Origin of the sequence: Candidatus Bodocaedibacter vickermanii (assembly GCF_014896945.1) — a bacterium.
Classification (GTDB): domain Bacteria; phylum Pseudomonadota; class Alphaproteobacteria; order UBA6184; family UBA6184; genus Bodonicaedibacter; species Bodonicaedibacter vickermanii.
The window spans coordinates 666,964-684,943 of record NZ_CP054719.1; the positions used below are offsets into that span (position 1 = coordinate 666,964).

Genomic DNA, 17,980 nt, shown 5'->3' on the forward strand with positions numbered 1-17,980 from the left:
CATACAATTCTCATACTAATCCACTCCCCCAACAAGAATACATTTTTATTTCCAATATCAACCTTTTGGTAATGTTTTTACGCTAATCATAGAAAGATTTATAAAAAAAAGAGTGTTATATCAGAAAGGTATTTCCATGAAAAAACGTTTAAATAGTTCTATTTTAGCCGCGACTTCATTAACTGCAATCACCGTTCAACATCAAGCAGAAGCAAGTACTCTAGTACTTACAGAGGCACAACTTTCTACTCTTAGCCCTAGTAACCAATTAGAAAGCTCCGATGTTACAACGCTTGATTTTAGTAACTTGACCCCTGAAATTGTTAACAGCCTTAAATTGGTGTCAATCGATTTAAGCAAGTTTCAAAATGTACGAAACATCATTTGGCCATGGTTTGCCTCTAATTTGAAGTTAACACTCCCAGTAAATTTTAATACCCCTCAGAACGACACTTACAGCCGATTAACAATTATTGGAGCAGGCGTTGCGCCTTCCAGCGATTCTGATTTCACTCTAAACTTGGAATCTCTTTTAAGCCAGTCTGGTAAGATTATTTTAGATACAAAAGCAGTTCCTGTGACTGAATTAAAAACGGGTTCTGCCGTTGCCAAAATCGAACGAAACGTTGCAACAACAGCTATCACAGTGCCAGATACAATTGAGGCGATCGATACTGACGGAGTAATCCCTAATGATGTTAAAACATCAGTCACTCTTGTCCCCTCTGTTGCTAACCCGACTGATAAAGTCCCCTTTGTTGGCCTTCCAGTGGCTGTAATAGGAACCAACGCCTCATCTTTAAATATTAGTGCGTATTCAGTTGCCGGACAAGACGTAGCTGTATCAGGTATGCCAAATCTAACAACATTAATAACGGCAGCAGGAGACAACATCGGATCTTTGAAGGTAACCGGCGAAACAACTGTCACAACAAATGCCGCTAGCATAAATAAAGTAGAATTTACGTCTACTGCTCCTGATCAAACAGTCGTTACGACAATGTCATCTACCGCAACCACAGTTGCGCCGACCGCTAAAGAATCACACCTTGCCAGCTTTGCTGGAAAAACTGAATTGGATTTTTCTAAGTTAGACTTAGGAACCACAGACGCAACTGCATCCCGTATTAAAGATATTTTTGATGGACCTGTTCCAATCACGTCAATCGTGTCGATGAAAATAGGCAGTTCTGTGCTAGCGGCAGTGATGGCAAAACTTAGCATAACTAGCTTAAGTAGCTTTTCTGCCCTAAAACGTTTAGATATCATCAGCGCAACAGGCGCATATCAACCAACAACACTAGCTTCTTCGGATTTACCGTCAAGCTTAGAAGAATTTTATTCTAGCACTCTTGTTGTACGAAAAGGAACACTAAGCGCAGATTTAGAATTTGATAGTAAATTTTCTGCAGCAACCCTTGACTTAAATGGTTTAAATATTAACGGGAAAAATTTAACGATTGCTGGTTCATTTACTGCAAACTCAGTCAACACTTTAAAATTAAACCCCAGCTTGTTAGCAGCTTCCGCTACAAAAAACTTGATTTCTGCAAGCTCTAGCAAATCAATCATTGTATCAGGTGCTGCAAGCGGTGCATTAACAACAACACATTTACAAAATGTTGGCACCATTGATTTGCGCACTGTAACGGGCGCTACATCATTCAGTGCGCCTCTTGATGTTGATGGAAACAATAGCAATCTAAACAAACTATATCTACCGTCAGCCTTTGATGTAGAAGCTGCGGCAGATATTTTAAGCGGTGTAGACAATGGCGAAGTCACTGTTTATATCTCAGGCGCCTATTCAGGTGCAAAAACATTGGATGCATCCTATGACAAAACTATTCTCAATTTTTCCGGCGTAACGGGTACTGGACGCTTTCAATTGCCAGCAGGTGTGCGTGGGTTAGTTTTATCAGATGCTGTAAAAGGTATTAACGTTGGCGCGGCTGCAGTTGTAAATAATTTTGATTTTTCTGGATTAACACGCTTGCGTCAAATTACAGATTTGCCAACATCAGCAACAGTATTAAAATTAAGCAATTCATCTGCATCGTCTGCATTGGAATTAAATCTAGCGGCTCTTACATCATTGACCACGCTCAGCTTGGGTAGTAGTAAGGTTTCTCAGTTAAGTTTACCCGCAACAGCTACATTAACTAATGGTGGAGGAATTGAACACTTAGATTTATCTAGCGTTACAGATTTAGCCGTGTTAAATGGATTGAATGCTCTTTTGGCTGCTGGATCTATCAAACAGGTTTCATTTCCAACTAATCCGGCATCCGCATTACATATTAATTTAGTGGATACTATAACGGGAATTACTTTCAACAATTTAGATAAAGTGCCAACAGTAACTCTTGACAGCGATTATTCTCTGGGCAACGGTCTGAGTAATAACATGTGGCCAACTGTGAAAAGCAAATTAGAAAAAGCAGACTGGTCGCATTTCTTTAAATATATTATTGCTCCTGTGGATCAAGGTGGAATTAACTCTCCAAGTGTATTTGATTTATCTGGACAAGCTATCGAAAGTCAAGCACAAGCAACTGCATTCATCGCTGCATTAAATGAATTATCTCAGAGTGGTAAACAGTTGATACAAAAAATTATTATTCGTATCGATGCTGCTACTACTGGGGCAATTGATTTAAGCGCCATTGTACCAACTGATTTCACCCACAACAGTCTGAAAATTATTATTGATCAATCTACAGGTAGCGCAGCCACAGTAACCGTTTCTTCAGAATGGACGTCAAAAACAAAGACCTATGTTAGCCTAGACCAAGTCTCTAAAACAACCACGGCATCGTGGACAAACTATCTAAATTATCGTTTTGGTTCACTGAATGACAAGGGACAAGGCGCTACAAGTTTAGATTTGTCTTGGATCGATTTATCTGCTGCCGAATGGACAGCATTAATGACAACATTGAATACTTTCTCAAGCGCTAACGTCATTGAAACTATGCATCTAAAACTAGTTGCTGCAAATAATTACTCTTCGGCACCTGCATTTACAACAGCAACTCTGTCTGCAGCAAAATCTATTATTGTGGATGTTACTGGTGTCAAGAATTCTGGTGCACAAGTCACTGTAACTGGATTGCCATCTGCAACTGTTAGCCTTCAAGTTGAACAACGTGTTACAGACGCATCTGCAGTTAATCGCACCACTGCATCGTCTTGGAAAGGATATCTTGAACATCTATTATCTAATATTAGTGGAACTAACTATACATTAGATTTAACTGCTTCTGCTGTAAACATTGATGTTGATACTCAGCTAACTGCTCTAAACTCAGCATTGGCAGGGCTAAGTGCTGAAAGCAAACTAAAGATTAAAAACATCAACTTAAAGATAGCCCCTGGCGAACGCGAAGCTAACTTTACAGTTTCAACTAATTTTACTGGCTTTACAAATCTTGCGTCATTAGTTGTTGATGCCACAGGTGCCCTAAATAGCCCGAATCAATCTGCGATAACATTCAGCTTAACCAACGCTCCAACCTATGCAAAAGCACATGTTACAAGTTTGGACTCTGTAATTAAAAACAGTGCAGCGTCATGGGAATATTACTTTGCTCATCGTTTAGCAACAGATGGTGTTTTATTAACGAATTTAGATGTCTCTGCGATTTCATTGAGTAGTCAAGCTGATTTAACTGCTTTCTTAACGGCGCTACACGGCCAATCAACAAACGACAAATCAAGCGTACAGTCTATTAAGTTAAAACTTGCGTCCACTTATACGAATAGCTCTGTTGACTTTAGCGTAAGCGTAGGCAGTGGACAGATTTCTGGATTAACTCATGCCTCATTTGCAGTGGAAGTTGATCGTAATGGCGCAAACAATACAGCCCCAGTAACCTTTACATTTGGTACAGCTATTACAGCCAATAAAACGACGATCAAAGACACTGCATTTACAAGCTTAGGTTCATTTGATGGAGCAAATGCCCACCACTGGTTAGGGTATGTTCGTGCGCTATTAGCACCAATTACATCAGGAACAACCACTCTTGATCTAAGCGCTCACAGTATTTTAGAAATGAATAACGCTAAAGTAGCGAAATTTATTACTGCTATGAATGCTTTGCCTACGACAGATAAAGCAAAAATCGCTACATTAAAAGTAAAACTAGCCTCTGGAGACTTTGGTGCTGCAACAGCAGATTTATCTGGATTAAGTGGATTTACAAACCTAACAGCCCTAGTCGTTGATCGAAATGGCGCCCGCACATCAGCCACGTTATATAACCCCGCAGTCAGCATTACTGGATCTGGAACAGTTACGGTTAATGATCCAGAACTAGGAACTGTTTCATCAACAGGTGAAACTAATAAATGGTTAGGATATTTGCGTTTTGTTCTAAATGGAATGTCTGGCGTTGCTAATACATTAGATGTATCTGCCTTTGCAATAGATTCTGCAAATGCTGCAACAGCCTTTAACAATGCATTTCAAGCTCTTCCTGCAAGTGAAAAACTAAAGGTTCAAACGTTAAAATTAGCTGCAAGCGCTGTTGTAACCCTTGGAACCAGTGTCACTGGATTTACAAACTTAACGAAAGTGATTGTGGATCAAACGGCTGCTCCAACTGTAGCCATTACGATTACAACTGGATTTGGTACAACACAGAAGACGTATGTGACTTCTGCATCAACTGCTCAAACAAACAACGCTTGGGCAAAATACATTGATTACGCAATGTCTTCAGTTGCAAATGGTGGCTTAAACCAAACAACGTTTGACTTAACTGGTCTGACATTAGACAGTACTCAAGTTAGCGCTTTCTTAGCCGGATTTACTATCGGTCAAAAAGCTGCAGTCACTGCAATCACATTAAAGCTTAACTCAACCTTTGGTGCCGCAAGCTTAGCTATTGATGGATCTGGATTTAATTCAACAGCCACGGCCTTTACTGTTCATCGTAATGGAGCTGTTAACGGAAGCCCAGCAATCCCTGTTGCAATTTCATTAACTTCTCCAACTGGTGCTTCTTCTATATCCATCATCGATCCAACTGCTGGAACTGTAGCTGATCAAACCAAAGCGCAAGACTGGTTGAAGTATTTAACAGGTGTGTTAAATGATGCCGCATCAAGTTATGTTTTAGATTTGCGCAGCAAAAACCTGTCATTGGTCTCTCATGTTACTGCCTTCAATGCTGCATTAAATGCCCTGGATAGTGCATTAAAAGCTAAAGTAGATCAGCTATGGTTAACTGTAAGTGCAACAGATGGTTCAGCAACACTTGGAACTAGTGTTGCTGGATTTACAAACCTAACAAAAGTGATTGTGGATCAAACTGCTGCTTCAACTACAACCATTACCATTGCATCTGGATTCGCTGATACTGCAACACAGAAATTTTATGTAACCTCTGCTGCAACTGCTCAAACAAACACCGCTTGGGCAAAATACATTGATTACGCAATGTCTTCAGTTGCAAATGGTGGCTTAAACCAAACAACGTTTGACTTAACTGGTCTGACATTAGACAGTACTCAAGTTAGCGCCTTCTTAGCCGGATTTACTATCGGTCAAAAAGCTGCAGTCACTGCAATCACATTAAAGCTTAACTCAACATTTGGTGCCGCAAGCTTAGCTATTGATGGATCTGGATTTAATTCAACGGCCACGGCCTTTACTGTTCATCGTAATGGCGCTGTTAATGGAAACCCAGCAACCCCTGTGGCAATTTCATTAACGTCTCCAACTGGTGCTTCTTCTATATCCATCATCGATCCAACGGCAACAACCGTTGCAGATCAAACATCCGCTCAAGATTGGTTGAAGTATCTGAATGGTATCTTAACTGATGCTGCAGGCAGTTATGTTTTAGATTTGCGCAGCAAAAACCTGTCATTGGTCTCTCATGTTACTGCCTTCAACGCGGCGTTAACTGCCCTGGATACTTCATTAAAAGTAAAAGTCGCTGAGCTAAAATTAACCGTAACTGCAGCGGGTGAACTTGGAACTGGAGTTTCAGGATTTACAAACCTAACAAAGGTGATTGTGGATCAAACTGCTGCTCCAACTACAACCATTACGATTGCTAATGGATTTGGCACAACGCAAAAGACGTATGTAACGTCAGCCTTAGCCAACCACACAAACACCGCTTGGGCTAAATACATTGATTATGCAATGTCATCTACTGTCAATGGTGGATTAAACCAAACAACGTTTGACTTAACTGGTCTGACATTAGACAGTACTCAACTCGGTCAGTTCTTTACTGGATTTACTAGCGGTCAAAAAGCTACTGTCACTGCAATCACATTAAAGCTAGCAACTACCTTTGGCGCAAACTCTCTAACACTTCCTACACCAACTAGTTTTACTTCTCTTACTGGCGTTGATGCCTTTAAAATCTACCGTAACTCTGCAGCAAACTCAGGCACTCTTGTTAGCGTTGATTATAATGGTTGGGGTGATTCTGTTGTACAAATCATCGACCCAACTGCAACAACCGTTGCAGATCAAACATCCGCTCAAGATTGGTTGAAGTATCTATCTTATGTCACTTCTCAATCTATGTTCGATGCAACCTCTGGCTTGGGAGCTCAAAATGGCGTTCTGGACTTATCCAGCCTGCCTCTTGCAACCTCTGGTCAAGCTGTTGCCTTAATCTCTGCTCTTGAATTATTAGATTCCAGCTTAAAAGCCAAACTTAAAGCCATTGATGTAAAATTAGCTACGGGTAACTTTGGTACTGGAACTCTTGCCCTATCTGGTGATCTAAGAAGCTCTGCTGGATTTACAAACCTTACTAAGTTTATGGTCGATGCCACTGGTACAGAGACGAATGTTTCTGGAACTCAGAAAACAGTCGACTTCACCAACTTACTCTCGAGTGGATCTAAAGACATGTGGGTTACAAGCCTTGCATCTGTTGATTATGACAGCGGCGTCAACGCCGCAGCATCTTGGCTCGCTTATATCCATTACCAAATTCGTAACAATGATACTAACTTTGCTTTAGATACCTCTGCCATCAATAGCGGAGCGGGTCTAACTGTTGCTCAGGCTGGCTATGTGTTTGATGCCCTTGCAACTCTATCTGCAACTGGAACGAACAAAGCTAGACTAACGTCTGTTAATGTTAAACTGGCTAATGCCGGCGGTGCTGCTACTCTTGCAGTTAGTCAAAACCTTAGCAACCTTAATGGATTAACATCGATTATTGTTAATGCTACAGATGCAATGCACTCAACAGATCAAGTTGCAGTAACCTTTAGCGGAACATTCCATGCAAGCACTACAACAAATAAAGCCATCGTATCAAGCCTCAGTTCTGTGGATAAAGACAGCGAAGCGTCATGGACATATTTCTTCAACACTGCAGCAATGACCTCTATTGATGTTTCGTCAATCGCATTAAACAGCGCAGAAGCAACGGCTTTCTTAGCTGCTCTTGGATCGGGTATCACGCCAAAAACGGGCATTACGGCAGTAACGATGAAGCTAGCAACTACCTTTGGCGCAAACTCTCTAACACTTCCTACACCAACTAGTTTTACTTCTCTTACTGGCGTTGATGCCTTTAAAATCTACCGTAACTCTGCGGCAAACTCAGGCACTCTTGTTAGCGTTGATTATAATGGTTGGGGTGCTTCTTCTATATCCATCATCGATCCAACGGCAACAACCGTTGCAGATCAAACATCCGCTCAAGATTGGTTGAAGTATCTGAATGGTATCTTAACTGATGCTACAAGCAGTTATGTTTTAGATTTGCGCAGCAAAAACCTGTCATTGGTCTCTCATGTTACTGCCTTCAACGCGGCGTTAACTGCCCTGGATACTTCATTAAAAGTAAAAGTCGCTGAGCTAAAATTAACCGTAACTGCAGCGGGTGAACTTGGAACTGGAGTTTCAGGATTTACTTTAACAAAAGTAATTGTGGATCAAACTGCTGCTCCAACTGCATCAATTACGATTGCTAATGGATTTTGCACAACGCAAAAGACGTATGTAACGTCAGCCTTAGCCAACCACACAAACACCGCTTGGGCTAAATACATTGATTATGCAATGTCTTCAGTTGCAAATGGTGGCTTAAACCAAACCGCCTTTGACTTAACAGGTCTTACTTTAACGAACGCTCAAGTCGGTCAGTTCTTAACTGCATTGGATGCTCATGCTTCAGCAGCTAGTGTTACTGCAATCACTTTGAAACTTGCATCAAATTTTGGTGCTGCATCTCTTGATCTATCGTCTTACACAGGTTTGACAGGCTTAATCGATGATGGCGTGATCATCTATCGTAACAGTGCTGCTCATTCAAACGCCCCAGTCACTGTAACTTATGGTGGCAGTGGTGCTAGCTTTGTCGATGACAAAGTCAAACTCATCGACCCAACTGCAACGACCGTTACTGACAAAACCAAAGTTCAAGATTGGTTGAAGTATCTATCTTATGTCACTTCTCAATCTATGTTCGATGCAACCTCTGGCTTGGGAGCTCAAAATAGCGTTCTGGACTTATCCAGCCTGCCTCTTGCCGTCACTTCCGAAGCACCTGCTTTAATCTCTGCTCTTATTTTATTAGATTCCAGCTTAAAAGCTAAACTTAAAGCCATTCATATAAAGTTTGCCACAGGTGATCTTGGTGGCGGAGCTATTACTTTATCAGGTGATCTAAGTTCTTCTGCCGGGTTTACAAACCTTACTAAATTTATAGTCGATGTTACTGAAACTTATGAGAACGCGTCTGCTACTCAAAAAATAGTCGACTTCACTGGATTATCCGTTGATGGATCTAAAGACATGTGGGTTACAAAGCTCAGCTCTGTCGATTATATCAGTACAAATGCTCCTGCATCTTGGTTAGCATATATCAATTACAAAATTCGCAACAATGATGCTGACCTTGTTATCGATACTTCTGCTCTCAATAGCGACGGTATAACTGTGACTGAAGCAGGTTATCTATTTAATGCGTTGGAAAATCTATCCACATCCACCAATTTAAACAAACATCGATTAATAGCCGTCGGAATAAAACTGGATACTTTGGACCTTGATGGCGGCGCGGCTACTCTTACAGTTAACCAAGATCTTAGCAGTCTCAGTGGACTATTAGCCCTTCTTGTCAATACCACGGAGGCAAGATATGCAGGTGCTCAAGTAGCAGTTGACTTTAGCGGTGGTACATTCCATGCGAATACACAATTGAAACTGGCCCTTGTATATAAACTATCAGCAGTAGACAAAGGCAGCATAAACTCCTGGAAATATCTTTTTAATACATCAACTGACATTGGTGATCAAAACTTTTGGAAGTACTACTTCAACGTCGATGCAATGACCTCTGTGGATGTATCATCAACAACTTTGACCAGTGCAGAAGCAACGGCCTTTTTCACCGCATTGAATGCATATTCTGGGGCTGGAAACATCAATACAATATCTTTAAAATTAGACCCAACCTTTGGTGCTGCATCTCTTGATCTATCGTCTTACACAGGTTTCACAAGCTTAGCTAATGATGGCGTTGTAATCTATCGTAACGGATCATCGACAGACGGCAATAGCGCTCCTATCACTATAACCTATGGTGGCAGCGGTGCTAGCTTTGTAGATGACAAAGTCAAAATCATCGATCCAACTGCAACAACTGTTACCGACACTGCCTCTGCACAACAATGGTTGGGCTACTTAACCGGTGTGTTAAACGATGCCGCATCTGAAGTAACTTTAGACTTATCATCCATTGCGATTGATGATGCAGAAGCTGTTACAGCATTCAATGCAGCATTAAACGCTCTGGATAGCGCATTAAGAAATAAGATCACTCTCTTTAAATTAACCGTAACACATACTGCGGATATTACTTTAGGTACAGGAATACATGGTTTTGACGGATTGACTCGAATTGAATTCACAAAACCCGCAACAAACACAGTGACATTTGCAGATGCTCTTTCTGGAAAACGTACGTATTTAACCAGCTTTGATTCAGTTAAAATGAATACGGCTGCTGATTGGACACGCTATCTAAACTATATGTTGTCTACAACAGCCGGTGGTCAAAGCGCATCTTCACTGAACTTGAACAGTCTCACATTTGCAAACCAAACAGCCGTTGATGCATTCTTTGCAGGATTAAATACCTTAAGTGGATCAGGTGTATACGGTAACAAATCTGCGTTAACAACGCTTCGTATGAAGCTTGCAGATGGTCAAAGTGCTATCTCTATTGGTAGAATCAATAACACTCCTACTGCCGCAACAGGTCTAGCCGCGGGATTACACGTGATTGTAGATCCAGGCACCAGCACAGGCACTACCCCTGCAGGATCTGCTGCCAATACAGTTCAAGCAGACAACCTAATCGTGTTAGATAGCGTTGCTGCATTCTCTAAAGATCACATCGCATACCTTGCTGAACAACCAAGCTTTGCTGGAACAATTGATCTAACGGCGTTAAACTATACAAACACAACCGATGTCGTGGCAGCGCTTAACTTATTATCTGCTGACATTAAAGCCAAAATCAAAACAATTAACCTTAAACTGCAATCAGGTACATTTGGCAGTTTGTCATTAACTCTTGGAGCCTTAACAGGGTTCACAGACGTTACATTCAATATTGACCGCAATGGCGCGATTGATGGAGTAAATACTTACGGATCATTAGTGACTATTACAAATAGCACAACTCACACCGTAAATCTAACCGATGCAGAATTCCATAACATGAGCACATTTGATAAGACATCAAGCGCAAACTGGATTGGATATTTAACTCATGAATTAAACTCTGCTCCTGAAAACTATACATTAGATCTTACTATAAATGCTGCTTTATACTTAGATTCTACAAGCTCTGTTGGAGCATTCAGCAATGCATTACGATATCTGCCAGATAATTTAAAAACACGCGTTGCTTTACTAAAAGTACGCTCATCAACCAATGGTGACTTTGGTGCAACTGATTGGAATGGTCCAGGAGCAACCGAACGCGTAATTCCAGAATACGCGGCATTTGATCACCTTAATTCTATTGTGATTGAATATACTGCAACTGGGCTTGCTATGGGAGCTTATATTGGGCATCTAACAAACACCAACAAATATGCTTACATCACGACCCCATTTGATGGCATGGATTGGAATGATTGGACAAAATACGTTGACTATCAATTGAATGCTGCAAACTTAGGTGGATTGACTAAAACAAGTATTAGCCTTGATAAACATCTATCCTCTTCTGAATTAAGCGCAGTATTAACAGGACTAGACGCTGCTGCTGGCAAAGCATCACTCGTGAACTTAACCTTAAACTTAGCGTCAAGTATTACGGGAGATATTAACGTAGGTGCTTCAGGATTAACAAACTTAGCATCCGTAATCATCAACACAAATGGATCAGCTGCACGTTTAACACCTTCTGATGAATTCTACAATAAAACAGCATGGACCAGCGTATTAAACGTTAATCCAGCTGTGCAAGAATCATGGAGAGCTTATTTAAAAGGACAAAGCAGTATTGCTGCTATTGATATTCGCGAAATTGAACTTGCAGATCAAGATCAATTGACTGCCTTTTTAACCGCGTTAAATGCTGAAGACCGCAAAGCAAATATCGCTACAATTAAGATAAAACTGGCTTCTTCATACACGGGAACAGTAAGCTTTGCTACAGTAAACACAACCGGATTAACTGCTTTAACAGCAAACAATAGCGTTGAAATCCATCGCAATGGCAGCGCTGCAACAGCGGTACAAGGTGGAAACATCACCGATGCAAAGATTAAATTAGTTGACTTAACCGCAAGCTCGCTCACCAATCGCAGCAATGCAGACTCATGGCGTCGTTACCTAACGACGTTGATTGAAGCAACCCCAGGTGCGATCGATCTATCACTTGATTCTGATACATACTTGCGTTCAAACGCTCACGTAACAGCATTTATGACTGCATTGCAAAATCTATCCCCTGCAAACAAGCTATTAGTAACGTCATTAAAACTAGAACTTGCTCCTGGTGCAGCGTGGACAAACATCACAGCCCTGGGTCAAGGCTTAACAGGATTTACAAACTTAACATCCTTTATCGTTGATGCAACAGATGCCACAGTTAGCGGCACTCAAGTTACTGTTGCCTTCCACGTTGATCTAACAACAGCCTCTCCAAAAGCAATCGTATCAAGCCTCAACTCTGTGGATAAAGACAGCCAAGACTCTTGGACGTACTTCTTTAACTCTGCGGCAATGACTACCGTGAATGTATCTTCAACAACCTTGACCAGCGCCGAAGCTGGGGCCTTCTTGGCGGCTCTTGGAACGGGTACTACAGCAAAAGCTGATATCACTTCATTAACATTGAAGCTTGATTCAACATTTGGTGCGGGAAGTTTAAGCTTAAATGGATCTGGATTAACTGGCTTACAAACGGTTGACGCTGTTAGCATCCAACGCAACGGGGCTGAGAATGCAGGATCACTAGTATCTGTTAGCTTAAGCAACGGATTAACATCTACACATGTACGTATTGTTGATCAAACCATCACAGATGCGGACGCTGTAATAAAAACAAGTGCATCTTCTTGGTTGTCTTATCTAACTTATGCTTTAGATGGCTCAGTTACAGAGTTAGTTTTAACCGATGATAACCTTGTACTGGGAACTCAAGGTCAAGCAACTGCACTATCAAGTGCATTAGATGCTCTAGATCCAAGTTTGAAAGCCAAGGCTGTAACCTTAAAAGTAAAAGCGGCTGCAGACGTTACCATCGGTGCTACACTAACAACTGCTGGTGACTTTAGCGCTCTAACGGTAATCGAATTAGATAAACCTGCTGCAAATACCATTACTATCAGTACTAAAGAAGCAACAACTCAATTACATATCGCAGATTTAGAAAAAGTAAAAAGAGACAGTTCAGCAGACTGGTTGGCATATACCCAATACTTGATGAAAAGCTTAGGGGTTATTACTAACTTTGATTTAGATATGACATCAAACCCATTAGCATCAGGTGATGTAACAGCCTTTATAACTGCATTGCAAAATCTATCCCCTGCAAACAAACTTAAGATCCAAAAAGTTAAATTAAAATTGGCTTCAGGCGCGTGGACAGGTAACGTTGCAGACCTGGGTCAGGGAACATCAGGGTTTGATAACCTTGATACATTCACCGTTGACGCAACGAATGCCACAGTTAGCGGAACTCAAGTTACTGTTACCTTCCACAGTGATTTAAGCACAGCATCTCCAAAAGTCTTCGTCACAACATTAGACTCTGTGGATAAAGACAACGATGCAGCGTGGACATATTATTTAAACTCCCTAACAAAAGATGGCGCAGCTGCATTAGATTTATCATCTATCACATTATCGCCTACAGAATTAACTGCTTTAGACTCAGGGCTTGATGCCTTCTCTACTGCTGATAACAATGAAGGCTTACTATCCAGCATCCATATTAAAGTATCGGGTGCTGCAGGGGCTGCAACTGTAAACTTAACTGCAGACTTAAATGCGCAAACAGCCATTAACTCAGCAGCTAAATTTATTGTGGAAATTAGCGGCTTTACACATGCCAGCAGTCAAGCTGTGGTTGAGCACACAGGTGGCACTCCCAAAGATATCGAATTACGAATTTCTGGCGCCTCTGATGTGTATAGAAACTCTGCAGCATCTTGGAATTTGTACTTAAACTATGTTAAAGCAACCAATTCTAATGCAATGCCAACAACACTTGACCTAACAAGTTCTAGCAACCTTTACCTACGCAGCCAAGCCGATGTGAATGCCTTGATGACGGCAATTCAAGCTAGGTCTGATAAAGCAAACATCACAACACTTGATGTACGCCTGGCGCCTGGCAGTGTGGGCAGCGATATTACATTCGGTATTGGTGTAAGCGATAACTTTAACCCAATCATGGATATTACTGTAACAGGCGCTACAAATAATGGCAGTCTGCTTACAACGTCAGATATTCATTATGCTGGATCATTTACAAGCACTGGAAAAACACTAACTCAAGCCTTTGCAAGTACCGTGCTTAATCTAACCGTTGAAGCACACTGGACAAGTTACCTTCAGTATGTTCTGTCATCCACAGCGGATGGTGGATTAGGTCAAGTATCTATCGTGCCCCCAGCATTAACGAGTGGCGCACTAACTGCATTGCTGAATGCACTAAACAACTTATCTGCTCCATTAAAAACATCAATCCAACATCTACACTTGGATGTCAGCCATGCAAGCTTTAATGGCGGATTAACGTTAGGTACAGGTGTCAGCGGATTAAGCAACCTTCAAGAAGTTACATATGTTCGTGCATCGAATCAAGCAGATGCAACTGCTGCGGCTAGTTCAAGTTTTGAAAACAAACTACAACGTCTACGCACAGCGTGGAACAGCGATGCACTTACAGATGCTGCTGCAGTTGGTGAATACTTACGATATGTATTAATGGATACAGCAATGGGTGGCGCTGAATTAACCACAGTGGATCTAACTTCACAAATATTAGATGCTGATAAAGATGGATATGTGTATACTGCCTTAGGAAATTTACCTTCTGAATTAATATCACGCACTACAGAATTGCGCCTGAAACTCAACACAAATAGCGGGGGAAATTATAGCAACATTACCCTACCAAATCTTACAACGGTAAAATATTTCCAAACTGGAAACGCGATCTTCGTTGCCCCAACCAGTACACAAACCGTTACGACAACTCGATTCAGAGCTTCAGAAACGAATGTAACCGATAAAACCGCTCAAGCTCAATGGACAAACTATATTGATTATGTAATGTCTTCAACTGCGAATGGTGGATTAAACCAAACAACCTTTGATCTCAGCAGCATAACTTTAACTTCTGCTCAGGCTACTGCATTCTTAGCTGCTCTAGCGGCCCATACTTCAAAAGCTTCGATTACGGCTATTACGTTAAAACTAGACCCAACGTTTGGTGCAGCATCTCTGGATCTATCGACCTACACAGGCTTTACAGACTTAAGTGCAGATAGCGTTACTATACAGCGTAATGCAGCTGTACACGCTAACACCCCCGTCACTATTACTTATGGTGTTGGTGCTGGGAAATTAACTGATGCAAACGTTAAGATCATCGATCCAGAAACACACACAACTGCTAATAAAGACAACACTCGTCAAGAATGGTTAGAATACTTAACACACACAATTCATACGACTGGTTTAACAAGTGGTCTGTTAACAATAGAACCTTCAAATGCTTTCTCTTCTCAAGCTGAAACCTATAGGCTGTTTGATGCAATGGAAGCCTTAGATCCTTCATTAAAATCAGCTGTTAATAGAATCATTATTGATATCAGCAGCATTCCAAGTGGTAAAGTTTACCTAATGAGAACAGATGATGCTGCACTCACTGGATTCACAAGCCTTACTAACGTCATCTATAAACGTGCAGGTGTCGATACAAATGTGGGCTCAATTGTAGACGATTTAAACAGCGCATTAAAAGCTAATTTTGCTTTAGACGCTATTCCAACATGGGTTAGAGCAGATAATACTGAACGCGATAATGCCATAAATAGCGCCTTACAGGAAGGTAATGAAGTTTGGAGCGCCATCAGAGCAGGCAATGCAACAGAACTAAAATCACAGTTAGTTACAAAACTTGCGCAAGGTGTAACATTCCCAACATCGGATGCATTTGATGATATTGTTGTTGATGCTGCCGCTGCTGTTGAAGTTACAGTTGATGGCGATGTTAAATCAACATTAGAAACGGCATTAACACCTTTCCGCAGTACTGGAAAAATCGCGACCATAGGAAGTACGCTGACAACTGTATTCACAAACGGCTCTACAACCGGTCTTGGAACGTTGTCTTGGTTAAAGACTTCGTGGACAGGTTATGCAAACCATACCGCTTTCATGACAGCGGTTCTTGCTGATAACGATGTAACCACAGCTATCGAAACAGATGGTCAAACGGTTGCTGATATCAAAACAGCGGTTACTAATTACTTAGACAACTTTTTATTACCCTATGGAACAATTGCCGGTGGATCAGCAGCAGGCAGCCTTGGTAAAATCATATTTGATATGAATCTTTCAAGTTTAACAAACTGGAATAATGGCTCATCCATTGAAACTCGAAATGCTTTTAGAGACGCTTTAGAAAATGCAATTCGCGGTTTACTGGAAACAGCGTGGAGTTGGTTTACTCCTGGCACCATTTCTAATGCTGTAAACGAAATATTTCCTGCTGAAGATGGTTATTTTCCACTACCTATAACTAGCGGAGACTGGGACGCAACAGCCATCAAACAAGAGTTATTCGACCGCCTAAAGGGTATTGACAATAGCAATGTGATTGGCTTCAGCGCAATTAAATCATCGATTCCAAACATGATTAATGGTGCCTTTACAGCAGGCAATGCTACATTAACTACAAACACAGCTGCATGGGTGCGTCCAACAGTGGGTATTGAATCTGATTTAACAACATCAATTGAAGACGCACTTAACGCATTCCCATGGTATACAGGTAACGCTGAAGAACAAGCACTTGATGCTGTTGCAGCTGGTGGCGTTGCAACCAACGATGCCGCAACCATTATCACCAATATCCAAGCATGGTTAACAGCTAACGTGTCATTCCCAACACCTGAAAGTATTTTCGAAGCAGGTGTTGATGAGGTTTTGGCCACTATTAACTTAGAAGTGGTCGGCGCTACTGTCACAACTGACTTTGGTGATGATGCTACGTTGTCTCGTTATCGCATTGCTATCAGCGATATTACTGATAAAGAAAACGCCGGACAATGGACTGAATATTTGCTTCATAAATTAGCCCCTGTATCTGAAGGTGGTTTGGGTGCTACAACCATTGATGTTAGCTCCGTTGATCTAGGAAACGATCACGTGACTCATTTTTGGGGCGCATTGCGTGATGGCATAGATGATTATCGCACATCTATTACATCGATTAAATTTGCACTTGATAATTCCGGTGGCGACGTGACACTTGATGGAGGCGGAAAAACATACAATGATAACTTAAAAATAATTGTTGTAATGAATAATAAAGCTACTAATACCTTTACATTAGGCACTGGAGGATCAGGCTTTAAAAATTCATCAAACGCTGATCTATCGAACTCAATTATCGACCATCATATTACTGAACTTGCATCTGTAAGCCCAAGCAGCTCGATTTCATGGGGTTACTATTTGAATTACTTAAAGGCTACAAATAGTAATATTGAAAGTATCGACTTAAGTACGCGTGATTTAGCTGACACTGATTCTGGAACTACTCAGCCTTACGTAAATGCTTTCTTTACTGCCCTACAAGCAAGAGCCGATCATTCTACTGTTAAAGACATTTTCTTTGATATTAGCGGTCTTGATAACTTAACAGTTGCCGTTGGCACAGGCAGTTCTGGTTTAACAGCATTAACATCTGTTGTGGTTAAACGTCATGCAGGTGGAGAATCAATGATTTTGGCTGCTGGGGGTGTTGGTTCACAAGATCGCGCCATAATTAATAGCGCAACCGGAACACTTGGTGCCGGCGGCAATGTTTTTGAGTGGAAAGGTTACTTGGCTTATCTATTGGAAGACAGCGATCATGGTGGTGCATATACGGGCTCAAATCCAATTCCACTTAACTTATCTGCGGGAGACCTTTGTATAACTACTTTACAAGTGTTGCAAGCTTTAGAAACTGCACTAATAGAATTACCTGACCGATTAAAAGCACGCGTATCAGCAATTCTAATAAAAATAGCTCCTGATTCTATAGACTATACAGCCAGCGGAGAATATGAATTTGGAGATGCCTTTACTTCTCCAATACTAACAAAGTTTAATGGACTGAAAACCGTTGTAATTGATGCAAGCATTTGCGCGGGGACTAAGCCTGTATTTGATACAAATGGTGCATTCTATAACGCAGCGACAATCAGCAAAATCGTTTACTAACCTCTTCTTAATCCTTAAGAA

General features: G+C 41.2%; 1 protein-coding gene. It reads left to right on the forward strand.

Annotated elements, in window-relative coordinates; genetic code table 11:
• Nucleotides 1-136: 136 nt before the first annotated feature.
• Nucleotides 137-17,959 (forward strand): beta strand repeat-containing protein, encoded by a 17,823-nt coding sequence (locus CPBP_RS03155; protein ID WP_350332597.1) that lies wholly within the window; start codon nucleotides 137-139, stop codon nucleotides 17,957-17,959.
• Nucleotides 17,960-17,980 lie beyond the last annotated feature (21 nt).

What these genes read in the sequence shown, in the direction of transcription:
- CPBP_RS03155 (WP_350332597.1), top strand. Translation starts at nt 137, where the DNA reads ATGAAAAAACGTTTAAATAGTTCTATTTTAGCCGCGACTTCATTAACT.